18 protein-coding genes are annotated in these 18,331 nt (G+C 73.5%); 2 read left to right on the top strand and 16 right to left on the bottom strand.

The window, feature by feature from the left end:
- Positions 1-47: 47 nt before the first annotated feature.
- The 4 genes from ABD213_RS11475 to ABD213_RS11460 all read right to left on the bottom strand — a co-directional run bounded on the left by ABD213_RS11475 (position 48) and on the right by ABD213_RS11460 (position 5,060).
- A complete protein-coding gene (locus ABD213_RS11475; RefSeq protein ID WP_344328516.1) occupies positions 48-581 on the bottom strand; it encodes a hypothetical protein in 534 nt (177 codons plus the stop codon).
- A 122-nt stretch (positions 582-703) separates the two neighbouring features.
- Positions 704-2,152 (bottom strand): DUF7059 domain-containing protein, encoded by a 1,449-nt coding sequence (locus tag ABD213_RS11470; RefSeq protein ID WP_344328514.1) that lies wholly within the window; start codon positions 2,150-2,152, stop codon positions 704-706.
- Between the two features lie 42 nt (positions 2,153-2,194).
- Positions 2,195-4,621, bottom strand: a complete 2,427-nt coding sequence (locus ABD213_RS11465) for a sodium-translocating pyrophosphatase (RefSeq protein ID WP_344328511.1) — start codon at positions 4,619-4,621, stop codon at positions 2,195-2,197.
- A gap of 70 nt (positions 4,622-4,691) precedes the next feature.
- Positions 4,692-5,060 carry an STAS domain-containing protein gene (locus ABD213_RS11460; protein WP_344328508.1) on the bottom strand — a complete coding sequence of 123 codons (369 nt, stop codon included), beginning with the start codon at positions 5,058-5,060 and terminating at the stop codon, positions 4,692-4,694.
- A 91-nt stretch (positions 5,061-5,151) separates the two neighbouring features.
- On the opposite strand from ABD213_RS11460, the gene ABD213_RS11455 reads away from it, so the two are divergent.
- Entirely contained in the window at positions 5,152-7,479 is a 2,328-nt protein-coding gene (locus ABD213_RS11455) for a DEAD/DEAH box helicase (RefSeq protein ID WP_344328506.1), read from the top strand.
- Positions 7,480-7,500: 21 nt separating this feature from the next.
- Here ABD213_RS11455 and ABD213_RS11450 read toward each other — a convergent pair whose 3' ends face one another.
- From ABD213_RS11450 to ssd, 9 genes are all read right to left on the bottom strand, one after another.
- Complete coding sequence (locus tag ABD213_RS11450; RefSeq protein ID WP_344328502.1) at positions 7,501-9,138, bottom strand: protein kinase domain-containing protein; 1,638 nt, start codon at positions 9,136-9,138, stop codon at positions 7,501-7,503.
- 48 nt (positions 9,139-9,186) lie between these two features.
- Positions 9,187-9,540 (bottom strand): Rv3654c family TadE-like protein, encoded by a 354-nt coding sequence (locus ABD213_RS11445; RefSeq protein WP_344328497.1) that lies wholly within the window; start codon positions 9,538-9,540, stop codon positions 9,187-9,189.
- Positions 9,537-9,887 (bottom strand): TadE family type IV pilus minor pilin, encoded by a 351-nt coding sequence (locus tag ABD213_RS11440; protein WP_344328491.1) that lies wholly within the window; start codon positions 9,885-9,887, stop codon positions 9,537-9,539. The genes ABD213_RS11445 and ABD213_RS11440 overlap by 4 nt, the downstream gene beginning before the upstream one ends.
- Positions 9,884-10,102, bottom strand: a complete 219-nt coding sequence (locus ABD213_RS11435; RefSeq protein WP_344328488.1) for a DUF4244 domain-containing protein — start codon at positions 10,100-10,102, stop codon at positions 9,884-9,886. Before ABD213_RS11435 ends, ABD213_RS11440 begins: the two co-directional genes overlap by 4 nt.
- Before the next feature lie 72 nt (positions 10,103-10,174).
- Positions 10,175-10,378 carry a DUF4244 domain-containing protein gene (locus ABD213_RS11430; RefSeq protein ID WP_344328486.1) on the bottom strand — a complete coding sequence of 68 codons (204 nt, stop codon included), beginning with the start codon at positions 10,376-10,378 and terminating at the stop codon, positions 10,175-10,177.
- 142 nt (positions 10,379-10,520) lie between these two features.
- Positions 10,521-11,213, bottom strand: a complete 693-nt coding sequence (locus tag ABD213_RS11425; RefSeq protein ID WP_344328484.1) for a type II secretion system F family protein — start codon at positions 11,211-11,213, stop codon at positions 10,521-10,523.
- Complete coding sequence (locus ABD213_RS11420; RefSeq protein ID WP_344328481.1) at positions 11,210-12,025, bottom strand: type II secretion system F family protein; 816 nt, start codon at positions 12,023-12,025, stop codon at positions 11,210-11,212. Before ABD213_RS11420 ends, ABD213_RS11425 begins: the two co-directional genes overlap by 4 nt.
- 3 nt (positions 12,026-12,028) lie before the next feature.
- On the bottom strand, positions 12,029-13,195 hold the full coding sequence (locus ABD213_RS11415; RefSeq protein ID WP_344328478.1) for a TadA family conjugal transfer-associated ATPase: 1,167 nt from the start codon (positions 13,193-13,195) through the stop codon (positions 12,029-12,031).
- Positions 13,192-14,253, bottom strand: a complete 1,062-nt coding sequence (gene ssd / locus ABD213_RS11410; protein ID WP_344328475.1) for a septum site-determining protein Ssd — start codon at positions 14,251-14,253, stop codon at positions 13,192-13,194. The genes ABD213_RS11415 and ssd overlap by 4 nt, the downstream gene beginning before the upstream one ends.
- A gap of 123 nt (positions 14,254-14,376) precedes the next feature.
- Between ssd and ABD213_RS11405 the strand changes: the two genes are divergently transcribed.
- A complete protein-coding gene (locus tag ABD213_RS11405; RefSeq protein WP_344328472.1) occupies positions 14,377-15,180 on the top strand; it encodes an HAD family hydrolase in 804 nt (267 codons plus the stop codon).
- 302 nt (positions 15,181-15,482) lie between these two features.
- Here the strand turns inward: ABD213_RS11405 and ABD213_RS11400 are convergent, their stop codons facing one another.
- The 3 genes from ABD213_RS11400 to ABD213_RS11390 form a co-directional block, all read right to left on the bottom strand.
- Positions 15,483-16,085 (bottom strand): flavodoxin family protein, encoded by a 603-nt coding sequence (locus ABD213_RS11400; protein ID WP_344328469.1) that lies wholly within the window; start codon positions 16,083-16,085, stop codon positions 15,483-15,485.
- Between the two features lie 104 nt (positions 16,086-16,189).
- A complete protein-coding gene (locus ABD213_RS11395) occupies positions 16,190-16,828 on the bottom strand; it encodes an FkbM family methyltransferase (protein WP_344328467.1) in 639 nt (212 codons plus the stop codon).
- Positions 16,829-16,993: 165 nt separating this feature from the next.
- Positions 16,994-18,331, bottom strand: coding sequence for an O-antigen ligase family protein (locus tag ABD213_RS11390; protein WP_344328465.1), 1,338 nt, complete (start codon positions 18,329-18,331; stop codon positions 16,994-16,996).

Here is an 18,331-nt window from a genome sequence, read left to right as displayed (position 1 = left end):
TCAAGGACCCGGGAACTCAGGATGGGCTCGCCCGGCGCCCGCGCCCGTCAGCGGTGCAGCAGACCGGCCACCGGGCGCTGCTGCTCGCCCTGCTGCGCTCCCATGACGACCAGGACCCCGGTCACGGCGGGGATCGCCCACTGGCAGACCCGCAGCCTGCGCTGAGCCTTCGCGAGCTCGGTCGAGGCACCCGGAGCGGGCTCGGTGGCACCGGCGCCACCCTCCTGCGCGTGCTTCTGCACCTCGCGGCCGAGCTTGCCGCTGTAGGCGGTCAACCCCATCGCCGCACCCGTGAGCGCGGTCTTGACCAGGGTGTTGGCCTGGGTCTCGTCCTGGTGGGCGAGGCGTCCCTTGTTGCCGGCCAGCAGGCCGAGACCGCCGACGACGTGGGCGCCGATCGCCACGGCGTTCACCGGTGCCCAGCGGGCCCACCCCTCCGCCGAGAGGCCGGTCCGCTCCTGCGGCGAGCTCGCCTGGGCCGTGGCGCCGTTCAGGCCGACGGCTCCCATCAGCGAGCCGCCGAACCAGGCGGCCAGACCGGTGTCGTGCATCGCGCGGACGACGGTGTTGCGCTGGGACATGTCGTTCTCCTTCACGTCGGGGGGACGCCCACCGACTGCGGACGTCCACCCCCGGCGTACCCGGCGCCCGCTGCTCCAAACCGTCCGGACCGCTCGATCGTCGCGCCGGCGCCTCGGTCCGTTCAGTGCAGGTAGCCGTCGGCGACGAGGTCGTGGACGACGGGACGGTACCGCTCACGCAGCTCGTCGGCGTCACGCTCGAGCAGCGTCGCCAGCGCGTCGAGCACCTGCCCGGCGGTCAGCTCGCCGTCGAGGGCGCCCACGAGTCCGGCCTCGACGGTGTCGACCTGCCGGGCGCGGCGCGGTCCCTCCGCCAGGCGCAGGACGATCGCCTCGGGGTCGGTCGCACCGGCCGGTCCGAAGGTCTCCTGGACCAGGCCCGGCACCTGGCGCCAGCAGGCTGCGAGGACGTCGTCGGCGTCGGCGAGCGCGTCGACGCGATCGGCCCAGGCCAGGACGGCAGGACCCATGGACCCGGCGACGTCGTGCTGCCAGGTCTCGGTCCGCACGACCGGCGCCTCCCGACCGGCGTTGCGCAGGTCGATCCACCCGAAGGCCATCGCCTCGACCCCCTGCTCGGCGAACCAGGAGAGCCACTCGTCGTAGCGACGGACGTAGTCGGGCCGATGCCGTAGTCCGGCGTCGGCGAGCCACATCTCGACATAGGCCGGCAGGTCGACGACCTCGCGCTGCACCACCCAGGCGTCCAGCCCGGTGGGCTCGATCCAGCCCTGCAGCCGCTCCTCCCACGGTCGGTCGGCGGTGTGCATCCACGACGCGAGCACCTGGCACCACCCGTCGGGGCGCAGGTGGTGGTGCGCGCCGGCGACGATGCGACGCACGACGTCGTCACCGGGCAGGTCGCTCTCGCGATAGACGAGCCGGTCGTCGCTCGGCGGGGAGACGACGAACGGCGGGTTGGTGACGACGAGGTCGAACCGCTCGCCCGCGACCGGCTCGTACAGCGACCCCTGGCGGACGTCGGCGTCCACGCCGTTGAGCTCGGTCGTGAGCCGGGCCGCCCAGAGCGCCCGCGGGTTGACGTCCGTCGCGACGACCTCCCGGCTGTGCCCCGCGAGGTGGAGGGCCTGCACCCCGCACCCGGTCCCGAGGTCGAGCACGCGGTCGGCGTCGCGGCGCACGGTCAGGCGCGCCAGCGAGCTCGACGCCTCGCTGATGCCGAGCACGTGGTCCGGCCCGACCACGACGGGCTGGGTGTCCAGGCCCGGTGTCAGGTCGCAGACCACCCACCAGTCGTGGTCGTCGTCGCCGTAGGGCCGCAGGTCCGCGCGGGCGTGGACGTCGCTCCCGTCGGCCCCGAGCAGGCCGACCTCGACGAGGTCGGCGATCGACCCGGGCAGGGCTCTCTCCGCCGACTCGCGCGGCACGGGGAGCTGCAGCTGGAACAACCGCACCAGGGTCGACAGCGCGGACCCGTCGGCCGTGGCCCGGCGGGCGGGCGTCGTCTCGTTGCGCAGCAGGGCGGCGTGGGCGGCGGGGCCGAGCAGCTCGCCCACGGCGTCGACCGTGAAGTCGACCTCGGCCAGACGGTCCCGCAGACGCTCGATCATGTCCCCAGACTGTCACTCGGGGCGTGGGCGGCCCCGCCGACCTCAGCCGCGCTGGTCCAGGGCCGCCTCGTCCTGGGCGTCGCCGATGGCGATCGGACGTCGCTTGGAGACGTACACCGCGACCGCGATGACCAGGACGGAGAAGCCGGCGATCGAGTAGCGCACCCAGGGGTTCTCGTCGCCGCCGTAGCTGAACTGGACCACGAGCGGGACGGCCAGCAGGGCCACGAGGTTCATGACCTTCAACAGCGGGTTGATGGCCGGACCGGCGGTGTCCTTGAAGGGGTCGCCGACCGTGTCGCCGATGATGGTCGCGTCGTGGGCGAGCGATCCCTTGCCGCCGTGGTGCCCGTCCTCGACGAGCTTCTTGGCGTTGTCCCACGCGCCCCCGGAGTTCGCCAGGAAGACGGCCATCAGCGTGCCGGCACCGATGGCACCGGCCAGGTAGGCACCCAGGGGCCCGACGCCGAGCCCGAAGCCGACCGCGATGGGCGCGAAGATCGCGAGGATGCCCGGGGTCGCGAGCTCGCGCAGCGAGTCACGGGTGCAGATGTCGACGACCTTGCCGTACTCCGGGCGACCGGTCCCGTCCATGATCCCGGGGATCTCGCGGAACTGACGACGCACCTCGAAGACGACCGCTCCGGCGGCACGACCGACGGCGTTGATGGCCAGGCCGGAGAAGAGGAAGACCACGGCGACGCCGATGATCAGGCCCAGCAGGTTGCTCGGGTCGGTGATGTTGATGACGCCGCGCAGGACGTCGAGGGTCCCGGCTCCCTGCACCTGGTCGTTGAGCACCTCCCCGGCACCCTGGTTCTCGACGCCGTCGAGGAGGATCGGGGTGAACGCCTCGCGGATGGCGTTGGTGAAGGCGCCGAAGAGGGCCGTGGCCGCCAGCACGGCCGTGGCGATGGCGATGCCCTTCGTGATGGCCTTCGTGGTGTTGCCCACGGCGTCGAGCTCGGTGAGGATCTGCGCGCCCTCCTCGCTGACGTCCCCGGACATCTCGGCGATGCCCTGGGCGTTGTCGCTCACCGGGCCGAAGGTGTCCATCGCGACGATGACGCCGACCGTGGTCAGCAGACCACAGCCGGCGAGCGCCACCGCGAACAGCGCGACGACGAGCGACCCGCCGCCGAGCAGGAAGGCTCCGTAGACCGCGGCACCGATGACGAGCGCCGTGTAGACCGCCGACTCGAACCCGACCGACAGGCCCGACAGGATGACCGTGGCCGGTCCGGTGAGGGAGGTCTTGCCGACGTCCTGGACGGGCCGGGTCTCGGTGCCGGTGAAGTACCCGGTGAGCGCGAGGATGACGGCGGCGAGGACGATGCCGATGAGCACCGCGACCGTGGCGATCACGCGGGGGTCGCCGTCGAGCGCCGTGAGGTCCTCGATCTGGAAGAACTGCGTCAGGATCGCCTGGTTCTGGTCGTTCTCCTCGGCGCCGCCGAGGCCGCTGAGTCCACCGAAGCTGCTCGGCAGGTAGAGGAAGGCCGCCGCCGAGCTGGCCGCCGCGGAGATGGTGGCCGTGATGTAGAAGGCCCGGTTGATGGTGGTCAGACCGTTCTCCCCGACCCGCCCACGGGTGATGTACACGCCCAGGATGGCGGTCACGGCCCCGATCGCGGGAATGATGAGCGGGAAGACCAGACCCTGCTCGCCGAACGCCACCGACCCGAGGATCAGCGCGGCGACGAGGGTGACAGCGTAGGACTCGAAGAGGTCGGCGGCCATGCCGGCGCAGTCGCCGACGTTGTCGCCCACGTTGTCGGCGATCGTCGCGGCGTTGCGAGGGTCGTCCTCGGGGATGTTGTTCTCGACCTTGCCGACCAGGTCGGCTCCGACGTCCGCGGCCTTGGTGAAGATGCCGCCGCCGACGCGCATGAACATGGCGAGCAGCGCCGCACCGAAGCCGAAGCCCTCCAGGACGGTCGGGGCCTCGCCGCGGTAGACCAGCACGACGACCGCGGCCCCCAGCAGGCCGAGGCCCACGGTGGACATGCCCACGGTCCCACCGGTGCGGAACGCGATGCGCATGGCGGCCTCGCGGCCCTCGTTCTGCGCGGCCGCGGCCACCCGCACGTTGGCGCGGACGGCCAACCACATGCCGAGGTAGCCGATCACCGCCGAGAACGCGGCGCCGAACAGGAAGGCGACCGACCGACCGATGCGCACGTCGAGGTCACCGGGCAGCGCGAACAGCAACCCGAAGGCGACGACCGCGAAGACCGCGAGCGTCTGGAACTGCCGACGCAGGTAGGCCGAGGCGCCTTCCTGCACGGCGAGCCCGATCTCCTTCATGCGGTCCGTGCCGTCCGCGGCGGCGAGCACCTGCGAGCGGAAGAGCGCGGCGAAGATCAGCGAGAGCACGCCGATGCCGGCCACCACGGCCACCAACGTCGTGTTCCCGCTCGACAGGTCGAGTCCTTCTGCGGACACAGCGGCCAGCGTGACATGCGCCATCGGGAGGAACCTCCGGGTTCGGTCTCAGGGACTACCGAGGCTTAGGCAACCACGAAGAGTGTGATGTGCGCTACACCTCGCGCGGCGCGGCGTCCTCCTGGCCGGTGGCGAGCCGGGCGGCCTCGACGCTCTCGTGCAGGCCGAAGACCTTGTCGAGGCCGGTGATCTCGAAGATCTTCAGCAGGCGCGCGTTCGTGCAGACGATGTCCAGCGAGCCACCGTCGGCCCGGACCCGCTTGAGGGCGCCGACCAGGACGCCGAGACCCGTCGAGTCGAGGAAGTCGACCTTCTGCACGTCGATGATGAGGTTCAACCGACCCCGTCCGACCGCCTCGACGACGGCCTCGCGCAGCCTGGGCGCGGTGAGCACGTCGATCTCACCGCCGACCTCGATCACCTCGAACCGCCCCTCCGATCGCGTCGTCAGCGACAGTTCCATGGCTGGTCTCCCTCGAGCAGTGGCGAACTGACGCCATCCAACCACGCAGCGCGGGCCCTCGCGTCCCGGGCGCCTCTGACAGACTCAGGCGGTGGATCCGGCCGACCTCCTCGCCCGTCACGGCGACCGACTCACCCACGTCGAGCTCGTCACGGCACGGCCGGCGACCACGGCGCTGTGGCCCGACTGGGTCGATCCGCGGGTGCGCGCCCTCATGGCCGACGGCGGCGTCGGAGACCTGTGGCGCCACCAGCGCGAGGCCCTCGACCACCTGCACGCCGGTGACGACGTGGTCGTGGCCACCGGGACAGCGTCGGGCAAGTCGCTCGCCTTCCAGGTCCCGGCCCTCGACGCGCTCGCACGCGGCCGTGGCGGGCCCTCGCTCGGGGGACACCGGCGACCGACGGTGCTCTACCTCGCTCCGACCAAGGCCCTGGCCGCCGACCAGCTGCGCCGCCTGGCGCCGGCCCGCGACCTCGTGCGCGCGGCGACCGTCGACGGCGACAACTCCCCCGAGGAGCGGGCGTGGGCACGCGAGCACGCGGACTACGTGCTCACCAACCCCGACACGCTGCACCACTCCCTCATGCCGGGTCACGAGAGGTGGTCACGGCTGCTGCGCGGACTGAGGTACGTCGTGGTCGACGAGTGCCACCACTACCGCGGCGTGTTCGGGGCGCACGTCGCGCACGTCCTGCGGCGGTTGCTGCGCCTGTGCGAGCACCACGGCAGCACACCGCAGGTCGTGCTGTCCTCGGCCACCCTCGCCGACCCCGCCGGTCTGGCCGAGCGTCTGACGGGGCGGCCCGCCCACGCCGTCACCGAGGACGGATCGCCACGACCCGAGCGCAGCGTCGCCCTGTGGGAGCCGCCCCTGCTGGGCGACCCGCACTCCTCCCAGCAGGCGGGACCGCCGGTACGCCGGTCGGCGACGCGCGAGGCGGCACAGATCCTGACCGACCTGGTGATCGGCGGCACGCGGACGCTCGTGTTCGTCCGGTCGCGGCGCGGTGCCGAGCAGGTGGCCACCATCGCCCAGGATCTGCTGCAGGAGGTGCACCCCGAGCTGTCCGGACGGGTGGCCACGTACCGCGGCGGCTACCTCCCGGAGGAGCGACGCGAGCTGGAGCAACGCCTGCGCTCGGGGGACCTGCTGGGGCTGGCCACCACCAATGCCCTCGAGCTCGGGATCGACGTGGCCGGGCTCGACGCCGTCGTGACCGTCGGCTTCCCGGGCACCCGCGCCGCGCTGCAGCAGCAGCTGGGGCGCGCGGGCCGGACCGGGCGCCCGGCGCTCGGCGTCCTCGTCGCGCGCGACGAGCCGTTGGACACGTACCTGGTCCACCATCCGCGCGCCCTCCTCGGCGCTCCGCTCGAGGCGAGCGTGTTCGACCCCGACAACCCCTACGTCCTCGGGCCGCACCTCGCGGCAGCGGCCCAGGAGCTGCCGCTCACCGAGGCCGAGCTGGGTCGGTTCGGACCGCGGGCCGCCGAGGGGGTCGCTGCCCTCGAGGCCGCCGGGTGGCTGCGCCGGCGGGTCGCCGGCTGGCACTGGACGCGCAGGGACCGCGCCAGCGACCTCGCCGACCTGCGCTCCGCCGGCGGCTCACCGGTGCAGATCGTCGACGCCGCGACGGGTCGACTCGTGGGCACCGTCGACGCCGGCTCGGCCGACGCGGCGGTCCACGAGGGCGCCGTGTACGTCCACCAGGGCACCGTGCACGTGGTGCAGGAGTACGACCTCGAGGACGGCGTGGCGACCGTCCGCGCCGAAGACCCCGAGTACACGACGTCGGCCCGCTCCACCACCGAGATCGCGATCGTCGAGACCGACCGGAGCGTGCGCTGGGGAGCCGCGACGATCACGACGGGAACCGTCGACGTGACCAGCCAGGTCGTCTCCTTCAGCCGGCGCACCCGCGAGGGGCGGCTGCTCGACGAGGAACCGCTCGAGCTGCCGGAGCGGACCCTTCGCACCCAGGCCGTGTGGTGGACGCTGACCGGTGCGGCCGTCGAAGAGGCGCTCGGCGACGGCGACCGAGGCGGTGCCGCCCACGCCGCCGAGCACGCTGCCATCGGGCTGCTGCCCCTGCTGGCCACCTGCGACCGCTGGGACATCGGAGGCGTGTCCACGGCACTGCACCCGGACACCGGGACGCTCACCGTGTTCGTCCACGACGGACACCCCGGAGGGGCCGGCTTCGCCGAGCGCGGGTACGAGGTCGCCGCCCGCTGGCTGCAGGTCACGCTGGAGGCGATCGAGGCGTGCGAGTGCCGCGACGGGTGTCCGTCGTGCGTCTACTCCCCCAAGTGCGGCAACGGCAACGAGCCGCTCGACAAGGCCGGAGCCGTGCAGCTGCTGCGCACGGTCCTCGAGGACGCGCCGGCGGCCGAGCGTCACGAGGCGCAGCCGCGGTAGGCAGACGACGGACCGGGTCCGTCAGCCCCGGCCGTTCCTGCCCCCACCTTCCGGCTTGCCACCCCTGGACCCGGCACCCTTGGGCTTGGCGTCCTTGGGCTTGGCGTCCTTCTTCGGCTTGGCGTCCTTCTTCGGCTTGGCGTCCTTCTTCGGCGTGGCATCCTTCGGCTGTGCGGTGACCGGGGCCGACCCGGTCGTGGAGGCATCGACCGTGGGCGAGGGGGCGGGTGCTGTGGCCACCGACAGCGTCACGGTCGAGCCGACGGGGCGTCGACCGGTCGAGTCGACCTCGACGACCGTGCCGGCGGCCTCGTCGGAGGTCACGGTGACGGTCGCGACCTCGAACCCGTGGTCCTCCAGCACGCCGGTCGCCTCGTCGGCGGGGGTGCCGACCAGACCGACCGGCACCATCACCTCGCCGGAGGCGACCTCCAGCGTCACGACGGTGTCGTCGGGCAGCGGCGCGTCCGCCTCCGGGCTCTGCGACACCACGTCGTCCGCGGAGGCCTGCGGGTCGTCGACGACCCGGATCCGCACCGTGGCGCCGACGGCCTCGAGGTCCTCGGTGGCCTGCGCGACGTCCTGGCCGACGACGTCGGGCACGGTCGCGTCGGCACCGGCGCCTCGCATCATCCCCGCGAGGACCACCAGGACGGCGAAGACGGCGACGCCGCCGAAGACACGGATACGAGGGGACGCCGCCACCGCCCGGGAGCGGCTCGTGCGCGCCGCGGCGACGGCTGCGGGCCGGGCACCGATCGGCGTCGCCTCGGTGGGCGGCGGTTCCTCCGGGCCGGGCGCGGCAGGGGCGGGGACCTGGACGGCGGCAGGCAGGACCGCGGTCGCGCCGTGCGTCCGCTCCGCGACGGCGTCGCGGACCTGCTCGGCGGTCGGTCGTGCACCGGGTTCCTTGTCGGTCATCGCGGCGAGCAGTGCCGCGAGCCGCGCCGGCACCGGGGTCGGCAACGGTGGCAACGGGTCCCCGACGTGCGCGAGGGCGGTGGCGACCGATGTCTCGCGACGGAACGGCGAGGTGCCCGCGAGGCACTGGTAGGCCACGAGACCGAGCGAGTAGACGTCCGAGGCCGCGGTGGCCGTGCGTCCGAGCGCCTGCTCGGGGCTGATGTAGTCGACGGTCCCGAGCACGGCGCCGGTCTCGGTGAGGGGCTCGTGGTCGGCGCTCATGGCGATGCCGAAGTCCACGAGGACGGGCCGGGAGTCGGCCGTCAGCACGATGTTGGCCGGCTTCACGTCCCGATGGACGACCCCGGCGGCGTGGGCGGTGGCGAGCGCGTCGGCGACGCCCACCAGGAGGCGCTCGACTGCGTCGACGGGCAGCGTCCCCTGGTCGCGCAGCACCTGGGCGACCGACGCGCCCTCGACGAGCTGCATGACGATGAAGGGGTCCAGGTCGTCGCTCGCGGTGTCCTCGCCGACGTCGTGGACCGTGGCGATCCCGGGGTGGTGGATGCTCCCGGCGGTGCGGGCCTCGGCCATGAACCGCGCACGGGCCGCGTCGTCCCCGACCCGCTCGCCACGCAGCACCTTGACGGCGACGTCGCGGTCCAGGCGGAGGTCACGGGCCCGGTGCACCGCTCCCATCCCACCGGCGCCGAGTCGCTCCCCCAGCTCATAGCGTCCGTTGAGGGGTGTGGTCATCCCCTCAGGCTAGGACCGGTAGGGCCGCGTCGCGCGCTGAGGATCGGGTCACGGATCGACGTAGTCGACGGGTGCGGCCCGGGCCCGCTGCACGGTGATCCACTCCCCGCCCCACCACGGCTCCGCGCGGAGTCGGGTGGTGACGGTGGCGACGTCGAGGTCCATGCGACAGTCCTCGAGATCGGCGCCGTTGGCCCGCGCGACCTGCTCGGCGGTCGCGCACCCGTCCCGTCCCTGGACGCTGGCACCGGTGGCGGCCAGCGCGGAGAGGTCCGCAGCGGCCGCCGCTCGGTGTCGCAGCTGGACGAGGGCGACCACCTGCACGACCAGCAGCGCGACGAGGGTCAGCCCGACGACGACCCAGAGGGCGTGCACGCTGGCCGAACCGCGGTCCCACCTCACGGCTCCTCCCGTGCGGCCACGGCGGTCGCCTCGAGGTCGACGGCTGCGACATGACCCAGGGCCGGCACCGGCAGTCCGGCGGACGCCGTGACGGTGACGACCAACGTCCCGTCGTCCTCGGTGAGCTCGACGGTGGCCCCGGGTGGTGCCAGTCGTCGCGCCAGGTCCTCGACGGACTCGACGGACTCGCCCCGAGCCAGCACCCGTGCCGCCTCCCGGGAGGCGTCGACGAGGCGCACCTGGGTGATGCCGAGCGAGACCACCCACAGCAGGAGGAGCACGACCACCATCACGAAGGGTGCGATCGTGGCGGTCTCGGCGGTGACCATGCCGCGTTCGCGCCTCATCGCAGCCTCACCCGAGGCACGTCGACGGGCACGAGGTCGAGCAACCCGCGCGGCGACAGGGCCCCCCGGAGGATCGACTGGATCAGGTCGACGAACCAGTCCTGGCCACCGAGGTGCACCAGCACGCCGGCGATCGTGCAGGCACCGACCGTGCCGACGGCGTACTCGGCCGTGCTCATCGCGGTCTCGTCGCGTCTCATCGGCTGACGTGTCATCTCGAGCTCCTCTCCGCCGACCGGACGGTCGACGTGCGGGGCCGGCGCGGCGAGGCGCCGGCCCCCACGGGGTCAGAACGGCAGCAGGCTCGGGATCTTGGTGATGATCTCCCTCACCATGTCCCCGAACCACTCGGACTGACCGATCTTGACGAGCACGCCACCGACGGTGCACGCGCCGACGGTGCCGACGGCGTACTCCGCGGTGCTCATGCCCTGCTCGGCGCGGACGCGGGGCTGACGCTCCTGGGAGCGGGTCTGGAACGGCTTCTTCATGGGATGTCCTCTCGGGACGGAAGGTGAACGGACGACGGAAGATCGCGACCGGCGGCCTGCAACCGTCACGTCGGTGGTGGTCCTGTGGATCGACGACCGGGACGCGACCACCTGTGGACGGACGGACGACGCGGGGTCCACGTCAGAAGAGGTCGAGGCCGAGGACCACCCCGGCGATCGCCGGCACCACCCCGACGAGGAAGAACGCCGGCAGGAAGCACAGCCCGAGCGGGCCGGCGGTGCGCACACCCACGCGGCGGCTCCGTTCGCGCGCCGCGGCACGACGGGTCCGACGCATCTCCTCGGCGACGGCACGGACCACGCGGCCGACCGCCATCCCGGAGTCGTCGGCCCGCGCGAAGGCACGACCCACCGGCCCCAGCACCGGGTGCTCGGCCAGGTGGGTCCACACGGCGCGGGGATCACCCCCGGCGGACAACCGCGCTGCGATCGTCGCCAGCTCCGAGGAGAGCGGGTCGTCCACGGCCCCGGCGACGAGACCGAGGGCCGACCCGGGTGGGCGCCCGGCCTCCAGCGCCGCGACGACGAGGTCGAGCGCTCCCGGCAGCTGTCGCACGAGCTCGGCGTCCCGTCGCCTGCGACCGGCGTCCCGCAGACTCGTGACGGTCCTCCGCGCGAGGGGCGTGGCGGCCAGTGCGACCAGGACACCGACGGGCCACCCCAGCAGGACCAGGCAGGCCAGCGGCGTGAGGATCGTGATGGTCGTGACCGTGTCCACCGACCGCGACCGGCTCGCGACCGACGAGGCGGCCCGTGCGCGTGACCACCCGGGCAGCAGCAGCCACGTGGCCAGACCGGCGAGCAGGCCGCTCACACCTGTGCCTCCGCCGACGACGCGATGCGGTCGACCCACCACGTCCCGAGGCACGCCAGCAAGGCCCCGGCCGCGAGGCACAGCGCACCCGGCACCGTCCGCGTGAGGAGGTGGAACGGGTCGGCGCCCATGCCGGCCCCGAGCCCGAGCCCGAGCAGCGGCAGGACCGCCATCACCTGACCGGTGGCCCGCGCCGGAGCCGCCTCGGCACCGACCTCACGCATGAGGTCGACGTCGTCGCGCACGGTCTCGGCGAGACGCTCGACGACGTCCGCGAGGGGTGCCCCGGCACGGTCGGCGACCTCCCACCCCGCAGCCAGCGCTGCCCAGGCCTCCGCACCGGGTCGGCGGGCCGCGCGGCGCAGTGCCGTCGGCACCTCCCGGTCGTCGCCACCGGGGGCGAGGGCGAGGCCGTGCAACGTCGGGGCGCCGGCCGCCATGGCGACCACGGCGCGAGAGGTGAGGACGCCGGCGCGCAGGTCCGCGCCCAGCAGGTCGAGGGCCGTGCCGATCTCGCGCCGGGTCCGCTGCACGTGCGCCCGCGCACGAGCCGCTCGCCACCGACCGAGACCGAAGACCGCGACGGCGACGCCCGTCGCCACGGCGATCGCCGGCGCGAGGGCACCGGAGAACCACACCGCGGACGCTCCCGCCGTGACCAGGACGACGAGGCGAAGGCGACGCGGCACGGTGGTGGGCATCTGCTCCTGCCGAAGGCCCAGGCGGTGCGCCACCGACCACGACGCAGGCGGGCGGGCGACGAGGACGGCCGCGGCGGCCAGCAGGGCTGCGAGGACGCTCCAGGGGCCCACGACTCACACCGCCCTGGCGAGAACTCGCTCCAGGGCCGGCCACCCACGGTCCCGCTCGGACCGCTCACCGCGCCGGGTCACGGCTGCGTGCACGCGGACCAATCCCGCGTCGTCGGCGTCGACGACGCCGACCTCGGCGAGCACCCGGCGCCCGTCACGGTCCCGCCCGACGTGCAGGACGACGTCGAGACCGGCGGCCAGCTGGCTGTGGACGGCGTCGCGCGTGAGTCCGGCGGCGACGCCAAGTGCCTCGAACCGGGCGGGGACGTCGGCCGGGGAGTTCGCGTGGAGCGTGCCGCACCCGCCCTCGTGGCCGGTGTTGAGCGCAGCCATGAGGTCGACGACCTCCGGTCCCCGCACCTCCCCCACGACGACGCGGTCCGGCCGCATCCGCAGGGCCTGACGGACGAGGTCGCGAACGGTGACCAGCCCGGAACCCTCGATGTTGGCCGGACGGGCCTCCAGGCCGACCACGTGGGGATGGTCGGGGCGCAGCTCGGTGGCGTCCTCCACGACGACGATCCGCTCCTCGGCTCCCAAGGAGGACAGCAGCGACGAGAGCAGCGTCGTCTTCCCCGAGCCGGTGCCGCCGGAGACGACGAACGCGGCCCGCGCGCGCAGGAGACCGTGCAGCAGCGGGACGTCGGCCTCGGTCAGCGTGCCGGCCTCCCGCAGCGCCGCGAGGTCGAAGGTGCGTCGTGCTGGGACCCGCAGGGAGATGAGAGTGCCTGGTCGTGCGACGGGGGAGAGCACCGCGTGCAGCCGCGTGCCGTCGGGCAACCGGGCGTCGACCCACGGGCTCGCGTCGTCCAGGCGCCGGCCGGCCCTCGCGGCGAGCCGCTGTGCCAGCCGACGGACGGCGGCCTCGTCACCGAGGCGCACGTCCGAGCGCACCAGCCCGGAACCACGGTCGACGTACACGCCCTCAGGTCCGTTGACGAGGACGTCGGTGACGCCCTCGAGGGCGAGCAGCGGCTCGAGAGCGCCCGAACCGCGCGCCTCGCCGCGCAGGAGGTCCACGACGGCGAGCACGGTGGCGCTGCCGTGGAGCCCGGCCTCGGCCTGCAGCGCGGCGGCCACGGTCTGCGCGGTCGGGGCGAGGACGTCGGCGGCGAGCCGGGCACGGACGCGGTCGACGAGCTCGGCGTCGGGGGCGACGGCGCCGCTCACGCCGCGACCGCCTCGAGGCCGAGGAGGTCCAGCACGGCGTCGGCCGTGCGCGCCGTGCGCCGTGCACGCAGGGGCCCACGTCCGACCTCCACGGCCGTACGCATGCTGCGGTCGCGTCGCAGCCGCCCGACCACGGGTCGCTCCAGGGCCCGGGCGAGGAGACCGGACTCGATCCCGCCAGGTCGCGCGACGCCGAGGACGGCGACCGACCCGGCGGTCGTCTCCAGCCACGCGAGGGTCGCTCGCGCGGCCGCGAGGGCGCGTGTCTCCTCGGGCACCAGCAGGACCGTGAGGACCGACCGTCCGAGCACGTCCTCGACGTGCTCGTCGGGACGGCGGGGCAGGTCCGCCACGACGAGGTCGAAGCCGCGGACCGCCGCCGACACGATCCCGCCGACCTGGGACGGTCGCGCGACCGGGTGGTCACGGTCCCACGTGAGCACCGCCATGCCCTCCGCCGTGGGCAGGACCTTGCTGAGCGAGCCCGCCGACAGGGTCCCGTCGGCACCCCCGAGACCCTGCCACCGGACGCCCTCGGCGTGCTCGGCGCCGAGCAGGAGGTCGAGCCCACCGCCGAGAGGGTCGAGGTCGGCCAGGAGGGACCGGTGGCCCCGGTGCACGGCGCGACCGGCGAGGCACCCCGCGAACGTCGACGTCCCGCTACCGCCGACGGCACCCAGGACGCTCACGACGGCACCCTCGCCCCGGCCGTCGAGCGCCGCGGTCAGCGCCGCCAGCGCGGCGCGCTCCTCGCGGACCGAGACGACGGCGACGGCACCGAGGGCGACGGCCGCCGGCCACGCCTCCTGCTCGTCGTGCCCCTCGTGCACCACGACCACGTGGTCGCGCCGCGAGAGACCTGCTCCGGCGACGCTCCGTGCCACGTCCGCCCCGACGATCACGAGGCGCGCCTCGCGCCACGAGCGGCGTGCCTGCACGACGTCGTCGGCGAGCACCGCCTCCGCCCCGAGGGCGGCGCACCAGCGCTCGGCGTCCTCACGGACCGGCGGCGAGGAGCTGACGACGAGGGCGGCGGCATTCGGCTGTCCCGGATCCATGGGCCCAGCCTTCGCTCGGGAAGCCGGCACGTGAAGGGGCCGGCACCGAACCTGTGGACGAACCGACCGGGGCGCGCCGCCTGTGGACCGAGCCGCGGCAGCCGCGCACCCTATGCTCGAGTCATGACCGTCCCCGGCGCCCGCACCGCGGCGTTCTTCGACCTGGACAAGACGATCATCGCCCGCTCGAGCACCCTGGCGTTCAGCAAGGCGTTCTACGCCGGCGGGCTGCTGAACCGTCGCGCCGTCGTCCGCAGCGCGTACGCGAACCTCGTCTTCGGCGTCCGAGGAGCCGACCACGACCGGCTCGAGCAGATGCGCCTGCACCTCACCGAGCTGATCGAGGGGTGGGACGTCGAGGCCGTCCGCGGAGCCGTGCGCGACACGCTGCACGAGATCGTCGACCCGATCGTCTACGCCGAGGCGGTCGACCTGATCGAGGAGCACCGTGCCGCCGGGCACGACGTCATCATCGTATCGGCCTCCGGGTCGGAGGTCGTCGAGCCGATCGGGGAGATGCTGGGCGTCGACGACGTCATCGCCACCACCCTCGTCGAGCGCGACGGCCGCTACACCGGTGAGGTCGAGTTCTATGCCTACGGCCCTCACAAGGCGACTGCCATGAGGCAGATGGCCGACGAGCGCGGACTCGACCTCACCGCCAGCTACGCCTACTCCGACTCCGAGACCGACGTCCCGATGCTGGAGGCCGTCGGGCACCCGTTCGCGGTCAACCCGGACCGCACCCTGCGCCAGGTCGCCACCGAGCGCGGCTGGCCGATCCTGAACTTCGATCGTCCCGTCGGGCTGCGGCGACGTCTCGGCATGGGCGCTCGGACCGGTCTGCTGGCCGCCGGGGTCGGTGCGCTCGTCGGCGGTGCGGTCGTGGGCGTCGTCATGCGCCGACGGCTCGCCGCGCGACGGTGACGCCGTCACCAAGCTTGTGAACTGAGTCACACAACATTACGGTTCCGTAGGTCTTTCACCTCGCGCCCGCGCGGCGTACAACAGAGAGCACAACACCACAGACGGACCAGCAGGTCAGTACCCACGCGGCGATCTCCCGTCCCAAAGGGCAGTCGTCCCGGGACAACCGCACCGCTCAGGGATCAGCGGCCCCGCGGCGACGATTCGACGAATGCACGCTTGGTAGCTCGACTGCTGGACCCCCAGACGGCGCCGTTCCCCCGGAGCGGCGCCGTCGTCTGGGTCATGGGCCCGGGCCCGCCTCAGGCCGGGTACGGCTCGCGGCTCAGCACCCGCGCCAGGTGGACGGCGTTCGCCGAGGCCGTGCGCAGCGTCTCGATCGTCGCCTCGGGCGCCTCGTCGAGGTCGTTGTAGTCCGTCGTGTGCATGGCCTCGCCGTTCCAGTAGGTCCCGCCCTGGGCCGGGATCGTCGGGCCGGTGTCGTCCAGCGCCTGGAACAGGTCGGCGGTGATCTTGTGCGCGCCGTCCTCGTTGCCCACCACGCCGACGAGCGCGACCTTGCCGTACAGGATCGGGTTGCCATCGTCGCGGGTCTCGGCGGACTCGGCGTTGAGCCGCTCCAGCACGCGGTTCGCGACGCTGGACATCTGACCGACCCAGGTCGGCGTCACGACGACGACGATGTCGGCGGCGAGCACCTTCTCGCGGATCGCAGGCCACTCGTCACCGTCGCCCATGTCGGTCTCCACCCCGGGACGGACGTCGTGGTCGACGACGCGCACGAGCGATCCCGCCACGTCGTGCTCGGCGAGCGCGTCGAGGTACTGACGCGCCATCAGCTCACTGCTGGACGGGTCGGCGGATGGCTTGAGGGTGCAGTTGAGGGCGAGGGCGGTGAGTGCCACGGCGGCTCCTTCGTGTCGTCGGCGACCCGGGCCGGTCGCCACGTCACGGCGTGCCCGACGCGCCGGCACTCATGCGCGGGCGACCGGCCCACCCGGTCGACCGGTCAGCGCGACGGTGGCAGCGGGTCCCTCGAGAACCAGGCCAGCCCGAGGCCCTCGGTGTAGCGGTCGCGCCGGACCAGCTCGAGGCCGGCGTCGGCGAGGACGTCGCGGATCTCGTCGAAGTCGTGGCCGGCGAGGGCGTGGTACTCCATGACCACGCGACGGACCTGCTGCCAGACCGCGCCTGAGGCGCGCAGGACCACGTCGTACTCCGCTCCCTCGGCGTCCATCTTCAGCACGTCGACCTCTCCCCCGGCGCGCCTCACGACGTCGTCGAAGCCGACGCTCGGCACCTCGATCTCGGCTGCCCCCGGCTCACCGAGGTGGAGGACGCCGTTGTGACCGCTCCCGGTCCCGTTGTCGGCCATGACGAGGGTCCCCGAGGCCGCCGAGACCGCCTCGTGGTGGACGGTCACCCGGTCGGCCAGCCCGTTGCGGTCGACGTTGCGACGCAGGTAGGACCCCGTGGAGGGCGTCGGCTCGTAGCAGTGCACCTGCGCGGTCGGTCGCGCCGAGGCGAAGGCCAGGGCGAAGCAACCGATGTGGGCCCCGACGTCCACGAGGACCGGGCTGTCACGCAGCCCGGTGGTGAACCAGTCGACGGCGTACTCGTCCTCGGCGAAGACCTCGTAGACCGGCACGCGGGCGCCCCGGCACGTTCGGACCGACGATCGTCACGTCTCCGATGACGTACTCGACCTCCTCCGCGCGACCCGCGACCGTCCGCAGGACCTCCCACGGGTTGTCGAAGCAGCGCACGGTCTGGACGACGCGGCGGGTGGCGAACCGCGCACGGTGCAGGATGGTCATGACGTCACCAGCTCCTCGGTGGATGAGTCCTCGTCCGTCGCGGCGTCGGCCTGACGGGGCCTGGCGAGCAGGAAGGGCAGGGCCAGCACGCACCAGATGTACCGGTCCCAGAGCAAGGGCGTGAGCGGACCGATCAACAGGTAGGCCGCGGCCGGCAGGACCAGCAGGTGGTGACGCGGGTCGAGCCTCAGCGGCTGGACCACGACGGCCGCCAGCAGCACGAGGTAGCAGGCCACCAGCAGCAGACCACCGGCCGCGGCGATCTGCAGGTAGATGTTGTGGGCCTCCAGCAGGTCGGCCGAGAAGCCGTTGCCGATGACGGGGTGGCGCAGGAACTCGTCGATCGCCCGTTGCGCCTCGATCTCGCGGGCGAGGTCCGAGGCGGACGCCGTCCCGGCACCGAAGATCCGTCCGATGGTCCCGGACGCCGCCCGGCCCTGGTCCAGCGCCGAGCCGAGGAACCACAGCGCGGCGACGCCGCCGCCGAACAGGGCGATCGCGACGGGGACGGACCGCGCCACGACGGGGTACAGCACGGCGACGGCGACCGTCACGACGAGCGCCGCGCGGCTGCCACTCGTCCAGACCCCGTAGGCACACACGCCACCGGCGAGGACCACCGTCCAGCGCCACCGGACCGGGACGACCGTCAGCAGGTACGGGACCAGGGCGACGGCCAGCATGGCGCAGAACCCGAGGATGTTGACGTGCATCGACAGGCCGATGCGTCGGCCCTCGTCGGACACGTCGCCGAGGGTCACGGACCAGATGACGTTGAAGACGTTGCCCAGCACGTAGGAACCGGCCAGCAGCGCGAGCACCGTGCGTCCGGCGCGCCAGACGGCGAAGACGAACGGGAGGGCGAGGGCCCCGACGACCAGCCGCATCACGGTGTTGAGGCTCGTCAAGGGGTCGGGGGCGAGGACCGAGGTCACCAGGCTCACCACGACCACGCCGAGGGCACCGCCGACCAGGAGCGCCTGACCGCTCAGGCGTCGCGTCACGAGGACGGGCAGGAGCAGCCCGATGGCGAGGAGCAGGAGCAGGTCGGCCAGGGTCACGAAGCCCAGGCCGGGCACGGGCCGGACGGCGTTGAGCGGGGCCGTCGCGAACGCGGCGGCGAGCAGGACGACGGCCGAGCGCTCGAACCCCAGGACGAGCACGAGGGCGAGACCACCCACCGCCGCCGCGCCGGCCAGGCCCAGTGCGACGGAGGCCGCCGCCAACGGGAGCCAGGCGTAGAGGACCAGCGCGACGAGGACCGCCGGGAGCGCGGAGACGACCCTGAGCAGGACGGCGCGCCGCCGGGCGTCGGTCCTGGCGCCGCTGCTCAC

It is taken from the genome of Aeromicrobium halocynthiae (genome assembly GCF_039531385.1).
GTDB lineage: Bacteria > Actinomycetota > Actinomycetes > Propionibacteriales > Nocardioidaceae > Aeromicrobium > Aeromicrobium halocynthiae.
This window is presented reverse-complemented; position numbering and strand designations above follow the sequence as displayed.